The sequence below is a fragment of the Comamonas sp. F1-6 genome (assembly GCF_039581415.1).
Classification (GTDB): domain Bacteria; phylum Pseudomonadota; class Gammaproteobacteria; order Burkholderiales; family Burkholderiaceae_C; genus Comamonas; species Comamonas thiooxydans.
In genome coordinates this window covers 1-8,646 of the sequence record NZ_JBCPWN010000046.1, presented here as the reverse complement: position 1 = coordinate 8,646, position 8,646 = coordinate 1, and the positions used below count along the sequence as shown (strand labels likewise).

The 8,646-nt window shown below is 55.3% G+C and carries 9 protein-coding genes and 1 pseudogene; 8 read left to right on the top strand and 2 right to left on the bottom strand.

From position 1 onward, the window contains the following. Positions 1-371 precede the first annotated feature (371 nt). A complete protein-coding gene (locus AAIL66_RS24050; RefSeq protein WP_156160271.1) occupies positions 372-542 on the top strand; it encodes a hypothetical protein in 171 nt (56 codons plus the stop codon). A gap of 255 nt (positions 543-797) precedes the next feature. Here AAIL66_RS24050 and AAIL66_RS24045 read toward each other — a convergent pair whose 3' ends face one another. Then, entirely contained in the window at positions 798-1,235 is a 438-nt protein-coding gene (locus AAIL66_RS24045; RefSeq protein ID WP_343497934.1) for a hypothetical protein, read from the bottom strand. Between the two features lie 141 nt (positions 1,236-1,376). On the opposite strand from AAIL66_RS24045, the gene AAIL66_RS24040 reads away from it, so the two are divergent. The 6 genes from AAIL66_RS24040 (at position 1,377) to AAIL66_RS24015 (ending at position 5,907) form a co-directional block, all read left to right on the top strand. Beyond that, positions 1,377-1,631: a hypothetical protein gene (locus AAIL66_RS24040; protein WP_034408231.1), complete on the top strand. Its 255-nt coding sequence runs from the start codon at positions 1,377-1,379 to the stop codon at positions 1,629-1,631. A gap of 150 nt (positions 1,632-1,781) precedes the next feature. Beyond that, entirely contained in the window at positions 1,782-2,357 is a 576-nt protein-coding gene (locus AAIL66_RS24035) for a DUF3455 domain-containing protein (RefSeq protein ID WP_012838009.1), read from the top strand. A gap of 66 nt (positions 2,358-2,423) precedes the next feature. Next, positions 2,424-3,002: a sigma-70 family RNA polymerase sigma factor gene (locus AAIL66_RS24030; protein ID WP_343497933.1), complete on the top strand. Its 579-nt coding sequence runs from the start codon at positions 2,424-2,426 to the stop codon at positions 3,000-3,002. After that, the gene (locus AAIL66_RS24025; RefSeq protein ID WP_343497932.1) at positions 2,999-3,727 is read left to right on the top strand and encodes an anti-sigma factor; all 729 of its coding nucleotides are present in this window, start codon (positions 2,999-3,001) and stop codon (positions 3,725-3,727) included. The genes AAIL66_RS24030 and AAIL66_RS24025 overlap by 4 nt, the downstream gene beginning before the upstream one ends. Positions 3,728-3,934: 207 nt before the next feature. Then, a complete protein-coding gene (locus AAIL66_RS24020) occupies positions 3,935-4,498 on the top strand; it encodes a fasciclin domain-containing protein (RefSeq protein WP_343497931.1) in 564 nt (187 codons plus the stop codon). Positions 4,499-5,385: 887 nt separating this feature from the next. Then, positions 5,386-5,907 carry a hypothetical protein gene (locus AAIL66_RS24015; protein WP_139032062.1) on the top strand — a complete coding sequence of 174 codons (522 nt, stop codon included), beginning with the start codon at positions 5,386-5,388 and terminating at the stop codon, positions 5,905-5,907. A 1,277-nt stretch (positions 5,908-7,184) separates the two neighbouring features. Here the strand turns inward: AAIL66_RS24015 and AAIL66_RS24010 are convergent. Further along, a pseudogene (locus tag AAIL66_RS24010) lies at positions 7,185-8,280 on the bottom strand (IS3 family transposase). Between the two features lie 36 nt (positions 8,281-8,316). Between AAIL66_RS24010 and AAIL66_RS24005 the strand changes: the two are divergent. Continuing rightward, positions 8,317-8,481, top strand: coding sequence for a hypothetical protein (locus AAIL66_RS24005; protein WP_224650595.1), 165 nt, complete (start codon positions 8,317-8,319; stop codon positions 8,479-8,481). Positions 8,482-8,646 lie beyond the last annotated feature (165 nt).

Here is an 8,646-nt window from a genome sequence, read left to right as displayed (position 1 = left end):
CGATGGGGTGCGTGATGCTTGCGGTCGATGAGACGGAAATGCCTCTTGCTGAAGGCGACTGAGAGGCGAAGCCCACCTTGGATGGCTACTGGTGACCAGCCGTGAGGATGGCCTCGTGTATTTCGGGCTAGGCCCGGCAGGTGTGGTGCGCTCCCCTGCACCATTCTGAGCCACAAGCGCAGCACTGCTGACGACGCCAATCGGGAATCCAACGGCAGCAGTCGCCTTGAAGCCAACTGTTCAGTGCAAGCATCGGTAAAACTTCTGGAGATCGTCACACCGGTATGACATAAACCGCTGAAGCAGCGCGTAAATTGAATTTGGTGGGCCTCGTGCTGTGACTGTGTACAGGGAGCGCAAGAAGTTCGCCGATGAAAGTCATCCCTCAATGGTCGTACAGTATGAGCGTGCGCGACCCTGTACTGGATGCGCAGCATATTGAGCTGCTGGAGTTGTGCCGCGCGGTGCAAGACATGGCTCAGCATGGCCGACAAAAGAGCGACCTGTGTGCGTGGCGGCTAGAAGAGATCGTTCATGCATGACGCAAGCACGACCAGCTCGAGATCAACAGGCTGCTGGACCGGGGGGAGCGTTTGTCAAAACAACAGCGCATCAATCGCGCAAATGCCCTACAGCAACTCGAAGAGTTAGCACTCGCCGCGCCATTGCACGACATGCCCCTGACAAAGCTCCAAACCCTACTCTGTGGCTGGATTCAACACCACTTGCACTAACGATAGCGGGTGATACATCGTTCGCAATGTGGCAGGAATTCCTGCCACATTTCACACCTAAACTTAGGACGCTTTAACTGCCTTTTTGGACTTCGCCGACACTTTGCGAGGGCTAGGAGCCACCTCTTCTGTCTTGACAGGACGTCCCGTCTTGATCGAAGGCACAGCCCCCAAAGCCACAAGCAGTTGCTTGTCGTCCAAAGTGGACAGTAGCTTGAGACCTGCCCGCAACAGCTCACTTTTCTTGGCCAAATGTCCCTGCAGGGCAGCTCGCAGTTTCAGCGCATCGATCCCCTCGTATTCATCCTTCGGGATGGTGAAGCTATCGCGCACCAGCTTCGGTTTCTTGGATTTTGCCTCAACAACCTCAGGTGCTGTCACCACAGCGGGGGCTGGAGCCGGAGCTTCTACTTTAGGAGCTGTGGGTACCGCTGCTGTGCTGGCGGCCTCGGCCGCGGTGACGGTCTTGGATTCTGACGATTTTTGTTTACGGACTGGCATAACGCACACTTTAGAAACTAGACATACCATTTATACCGTTTAAATCAACTACTCAACAGCTCCCCTGACCTCTTTTCACCATTAGCTTCTCGGAGCTTCCAGTCGGACACCATGGCAAAGCTGCTCTGAGACAATCCGGCCATGACCGATGAATCTCCGATCCACACAGTCCACAAGCGCGTTTGCCACACGTTCCTCCGGCACTGGAAGGCTCACAACAACGCCTATCCCAAGCTGATCAAGATGGCGCCGGAAGAGTTGCGGCAGTTCAACATCGTCAACGCCTTCGCCAAGCCCAATGAAATGTGGGGCGTCCCAATAGAGATCGACCCCAACACCACGGGCGTGATGATTGCGGTCGATGGGACGGAAATGCCTTTGGTTGAAGGCTACTAAAGCGGCCACGAGTTATAGCGTCACGGAACATTTCCAAAAAAATTTGTATCGGGTGCATCCAAACATCGATCTCGTGGGTAGTACCTGCAGCAACACAAGCAATGTGCTGCTTCAGTGAATCCTTCCAACCGATCTAATTGGAGAATCTCAATGTCGACCACTCGCTTCGCATACCGCCTCGCCGCCTTTGCTGCCGTCACTTCCGCTGCAGCCCTGCTCGCTGCATGCGGCTCGATGAAGTCACCAGCCAGCAACTTCTCTCAGGCTTCACTGCCTGCTCCCATCCAGGTTCCTGCCGGTCACAAGGTAGCCTGGGAAACGGTTGGCAGTGGCGACATCACCTATGAGTGCCGGGACAAGGCCAACGTACCTGGCCAAACCGAATGGGTCTTCGTCGGTCCCGATGCAGTGTTGAAAGATCGCTCAGGCAAGACTGTGGGCCGCTACTACGGACCTCCCGCAACCTGGGAAGCCAATGACGGATCCAAGCTCACAGCTACGCAACTCGCAGTCGCACCCTCCAGCCCAGGCAGCTTGCCCTATCAATTGGTAAAGGCCAATCCCGCCATGGGGGCCGGCGCGCTGGTAGACGTGAGCTACATCCAGCGCGTCGCACTCCAAGGGGGTGTTGCTCCTGCAGACAAACCCTGCACCACCGCCACCAAAGGCCAGAAGACCATGGTCAAGTACCAGGCCGATTACATCTTCTGGAAACCCACGATGTAAGGTTTTGCAACGGCATGACTAGAATGATCGAAGGATTTACCTCTATTTCCTTCTGACCTTCTATTTGTGCCGCCTGCTGCCGCCCTCCAAGACGACGCTTTCGACCATGACGCTGCGCTTCAGGCCTGTGCGCGAGGTGATCGCGAAGCCCTGCGCAGCATCTATGAGCGCGAAACACGCTATCTGCTGGGTGTTGCTCTCAGAATAGTTCGTGACCGCGCTACGGCAGAGGATGTGCTTCACGACGCTTTTGTGTCCATCTGGGAGCGTGCATCGAGCTTCGACGCCAGCCGTGGTGCTGGCCGAGGCTGGATTTGCAGCATCGTAAGACATGCTGCACTAAATCGGGTGCGTGATAGCGGGCGAGAAACCATGTTGGATGAACCGGCTACAGCACACCTGGACGCACAAGCGGCTTTTGCGGCCTGGCAGGAAAGTGGTGATGAGCTTGCACGACAGGCCTCACTTGGCCGTCTGGGGCATTGTCTTGATAGCTTGGAGCCAGCGCGCCGCGCCTGCCTTTTGCACGCCTATGTGGACGGCTGCAGCCACAGCGAGATTGCCGAGCGAGTCAAAGCCCCCCTGGGCACAGTCAAGGCCTGGATTCAGCGCGGACTGCGCGCACTGCGGGAATGCATGCAATGAGCAGCGAAACCCAACAACCACAACCTCCAGACGACCTGCATACACAGGCCGGAGAGTATGTATTGGGCACGCTTGATGAAAGCGAGCGTCGCTCTATTGAAGCGCGCCTTCCCTACGAGTCCGCCCTGCGCGCAGCAGTGGACGAATGGGAGCAGCGCCTGTTGCCGCTGACCACGCTAGCCGAGCCTGTGGAGCCAGGAGCCAGCCTCTGGCTGCGCATCGCCGCAAGCATCGCGCCAGCGAGCCGCCCTCGAGTCGTGCCAGCCCGAATACGCTGGTGGCAATGGGACAGCCTCGCCCTATGGCGCAGCCTGACGGGCGCAGGTTTCGCCGCCACAGCAGTGCTGGCCGCTGTTCTTGTGGTGCGTGAAGCGTCTCCTCCAACAGCGCCGCGCTATTTCGTGGTGTTGGCCGCGCCTCAGAACCAATCTCCAGGCTGGCTCGTGCAGGCCCAGACAGAAGGCAGGCTGCGTCTGGTGCCGTTAGGCACCAATAGTGTTCCTGCAGAAAAATCCCTGCAGTTCTGGACCAAGGCTGATGGCTGGAGCGCTCCAGTATCGCTTGGCCTCGTAAAGCCAGGCGAGGCCATAGAGGTTCCAGTGGACAAGCTCCCCCCCCTACAGCCCAATCAATTGTTTGAGCTGACCCTGGAACCCTATGGCGGCTCCCCGATTGGACGACCCACTGGCCCCATTCAGTTCATTGGCCGAGCCGTCCAGATCTAAGACTTCTACCGGTTAAGCCTTGATGAGCCACTTGCCGACATCTCCAAAAGCAAACATAGCGGCCGTCACAGGCAGCCTTGCCTTACACCCGTGCCCCCGACGAATCGCCAGCAGAACATAAATAGCGAAATTCAATGAATCCAGACAGAAAGTGGTTGCGTATTCCTTTCAGCCGGCATTTTTCGGCTTGTACATCAAGGAGCATCCATGTTCTCGATTCAATCTGCACGTAAGTTGGCCTCGTTCAGCCTAGCTATCTCGATGTCTGCTGTATCCGTCGCAGCAATGGCTGATGTGATGGTGGGTGGAGCCCCCATGCTGCCCTCCAAGGACATCATAGACAACGCAGTCAATTCCAAGGATCACACTACGCTGGTCGCGGCGGTCAAAGCTGCTGGCCTCGTCGATACGCTCAAGGGCCCCGGTCCATTTACCGCCTTTGCGCCGACCAATGCCGCATTTGATGCACTTCCCGCTGGCACCGTCGATACGCTGCTCAAGCCTGAAAACAAAGCTATGCTGACCACGGTCCTCACATACCACGTCGTCCCTGGTAAATGGGATGCCGCAGCACTCAGCAAGATGATCAAGGACGGCAAAGGCAAGGCCATGATCAAAACAGTCAGTGGCGGCACCCTGACGGCCCAGTCCAGCGATAAGAAAATCATGCTAACGGATGAAAAAGGAGGCACGGCCACGGTGACCATTCCCAACGTCTATCAATCCAATGGTGTGATTCACGTTATCGACAAGGTATTGCTTCCCAAATAAGCAAGCCCCCTGTTTGAGGCCCCAAACGAGCCTTAACTGAAATATGGGGTCTCCCTTGAAATCGACCGCAACACCATGAGAGTGATGATTGCGGTCGATGGGACGGGAATACTTCTGGTCGATGTACTCGTAAAGTCCCCATACTGTAGGGTCTTCTCAGAAAATGGCGATGCGCCCCACTGAATGGAGGGACTACTCCTGAGTATCTTGACGGCTCACATCCAGTTGACGGCGCTTACGGGCGCTGTTTTTCAGCAGTGTTCTTACGAAACAGGGGCCACCGATAACTTCGTGTATGTGGGCGTTGCTGACACCCTTAGCTAACATTACGTCTAGTACGTGCTGCTTGGGTGTAGATACGGGTACAAGCGGCACCACTGTCGTTGATGCAGTTGCACTGCCATCAACTTTGCTTGGCCAAAGCTCAGCAGATTCGTGTCTGTGGGGTTCATGCAGACATGAGAAGAGCTAGTTAAAGAAATGCAGCCGCATCGGCTTACCTGAAGTCTGGAGATGAAGAGCCGAAGGACGCCAAGCTCGACATCGTGGATATCAAGACTGTAGCTGAAGCCGATACGTTCACCTAGACGGCCGTACTGCTGCCCGTAGCCTTCGAAGACTATCTTAACTGCTTCACTTTTAATGTTTCAGTTTGATACATATCAACCGATAACCTCATAAGAGCTCAACAGACTCAAGGAGATTTCATTGAAGCGATGCATCATCAAAGTAGCAGGAGCCTGCTACACCGCCCTATTCCCAAGCACATGCGCCGCACTTGAAGATGCCCTGAAGCGCTTCCCGAGCGCCACCGCAATCTCCGTGAAAGCCGCTTGAATTCGGCTTGATCTAGCTATTCATCTAACATCCAACGCCAACTAGCAATCGTGTCTGTGACCGTTGCGAAGTCCCGGCTTAGCCAAATCAATACTGGAATAGCTATGCGTCCATCAATGCTGTCTATCAGCATATCGATCGCCATTTCAGGCTTCGTCCTTGTCTCCTGCACGAATGAGGAGAGCCACAAACTTGAGGCCAGGCGAGCTGCCAGGCGGCTGCTTGCTTTCCCTGAGCATGCCGAGTTCAAAGATGTGAAGTTGGGAAAGAACGGCGATGCTGTCTGCGGATTTGTGGGCTTTCGTCAAGGTGAGTTAGCATCCTATCCAGGCAAGAAACCATTTGTCTATGAAGTCAACACGCACACCGCAAGCCTAGTGGAAATGCTTCAGGATAAGGACTTCAAGAACTTTATAGAGGACAGGCTCGAAAACGAAGACGAAGTTGCCAAAGCGAAAAACTTGATCAAGACCTGCCGCGGGCAAGCTCTATGGGAAACGAACTGCTCTCCCACGCTTGATATCAAGAAGCACGCTCTCTGCAGCTACGTTGAGCCTCCCACAGTGCTTTAGCAATTCCAGCAAACCAGTCTTGGCACCTGCTTGCAGGGTTACCGGCCTTCTGCACGAAGTAGCATGCAGCGCTCCCCGAGAAGACCATCTGGCGTGTTCGCTCACGCAGGCACGGCGGTTCAGGAATGGGCTTGGGCTAGCCATCTATCAAGAGCACGGCGCGGCTTTCGCGTCGTGGCAACAGTGGTAACACTAGATGGCCCAGCAACTTTCCTAAACATGACGAATGAATGCTTCGCGTGTAATTTGCGGAAGTGGCGCTGAGTGCTTCAAGCAAAAATCAATGAAAGCACTCTATGCATGCAAATGCACGAAGAGCAAGCTTATGCGGCAGAGAACTTCAAGCCAAGCTGAGGCAAAGATGCTAGTACGCCCCATTACCTATCACCTTGAAATTTCACAGGACTCAATTAAGAGCGAACCGGTCGTCCACCTTGAGTCATCAACACCATTTCACCCCTTCGCCGTCGGAGACAAGATGAGTTGGAATGGATTTAGAAATGCTAGATGGCACCCTGAGCCCCAGACAGGACAGTTCCTACGTGTAAAGGATGCACTTCATTTTATTTGGGACATACGTGGCTCGAACATCGGCCACAAAGTTCGTCTGTGCGTCGAAATATGCAACGTCGAAGACTTGCCAACACACCACTGAACCAAACGTCTTCGATTTCGTCAGCATGCAGCCTTCTAGGCGGATTTTTCCTGTTTGATGCGCTTGTGCGATGAGCTGCGAGCATGTGGCAGGACTCTACCGGAGCCACCACAGCGCGGAAATGTACGCGCCAACGCACTTCGAAATGTATTGAGCAGCAAAAGCCTGCCCCTCGTGAAATTATTCCAGTAGCATTCGCGTTGGGCCCAGCTATTAGGACGTAGGTGGAGCCTCTTATGCCACCCACGAGGTGGCTTTTTTTGTCCTGAATTTAGGGCCATCCGGCGTGACCGCTTAAGCAGGTACGGCAACTCAGGAATTCGCCTGGGCTGGCGACAATTGGGAGTGCGGTGTGGCTTCAGCGCCTTTAGCGAAAGTGGTCACGCCAGATAAGGCAGAGCCTGTTTATGAGCCCACGCACATCTTGATTCCATCACTCTCTTTGGGCAAAATTTGCGTCACGTACCTGTTTTGCCGGGCCTGGGGTCACAGACTCCTTTCACTTCCTCAACTTGCCCAGGCATGACCAAATAGGTCACCGGCTTTTTATTCGCGCCCGCAGCAACTGCTTGCGGGCTTTTTCTTTTGTCACAGGAGAAGCATCCTCGCTTTCCTGCACTACCTAAAAGTAGAGGTTGGGGAAACGTTTGACACGATACGCGACCGGCGGAATCCGGCCCAGCGATTCATGTGGACGATGGTGGTTGTAGCAATGCAGCCAGTCCTCGGTCATCGAGCGCACTTCCTGCAGAGATTCAAAGACATAGCAGTCGAGCACCTCCGTGCGATAGGTTCTGTTGAAACGTTCTACGTAAGCGTTCTGCGTCGGCTTGCCTGGCTGAATGTGGTTCAACGCTATGCCTTTATCCTGCGCCCATTGCTTCAAGGCCTGGGCGATGAACTCGAGCCCGTTGTCCAGGCGAATGCACTGCGGCACCCCACGGACCTCAGTGAGCTCCTCCAAGGCTCGTACCACCCGAGCTGCAGGCAAGCTGGCATCAATTTCGATACGCAGGCACTCCCGGTTGAAGTCGTCAATGACGTTGAGGGTTCTGAACCGTCTTCCTGACCACAGGGCATCGGACATGAAGTCACAACTCCAGCCCTGGTTCGGTGTTGAGGCTGCCTCCAAGGGATGCTTGATGCGCTGCGGCAAACGTTTCTTGCCTCGCCTGGGCAGGTTCAGTTTGAGCTGGCAATACACACGCCAAAGCACAGTCTTGCCCAGAGCTGTTCTTGATAGCGGGCACTGGCGTAAAGCAGCCCAAACCCGTGGCGAGGATTCAATGCCACGTATCTTTGGATGAAGTCGATTACCCCGGAGTCGTCACAGACCACACGTGCATATCGAAGCGTTGAGCGAGCCAGGCCCGCCGCTTGGCAAGCTCTGCGCTGACTTAGGCGGTGCTCGCTCATAAGCGCATGCACGATGGATTGCCGACGCTCCGGGGTCAGAGCTTTCGCTCGACAACATCCTTTAGCGCATGGTGCATAAGTGCCAAGTCGGCATACATGCGTTTGAGCTTGGCGTTCTCTTCCTGCAACTGCCGCATCTGGGCCAGATGCGGCACAGACATCCCTGAATACTGGCTCTTCCTCTTGTAGTACGTGGCATCGCTGATGCCATGTTTGCGACAGGTGTCACCGACTTTGGCGCCTAGCTCAACCTCCTTGAGGATGCCGACGATTTGCGCTTCACTGAATCTGGACTTCTTCATGTTGAGACCTCCGTGAGGGGGATTCTCGACTTTTGAGTGGCGCGAAGATTCGAGGACGCATTTGAGGAGGCCTCAGTAACAGCTGTCCTGTTAAAGGCCTTTGCGAAACTGGGCGGCCCCGATCCGGCCAGCGTGCAGGTGACGGCCCACCGCTGGCGCTATGCCGACACGGCCAACCCGCTGAACATGGGCTCCTGGTGAGACGCGGCTGCCAGTTTGGGGATGTGCGGTGACTGGCTGCACAACGGCACCGTGGAAGGCGCCTGGCTCAGCGGTATAAGCTTGGCCTGCCATGTCCATAGGCACTGCTCGCCCATGCCGGATAAACCTACAGGGAGCACACCATGCGCACATCCTTTACTTCTG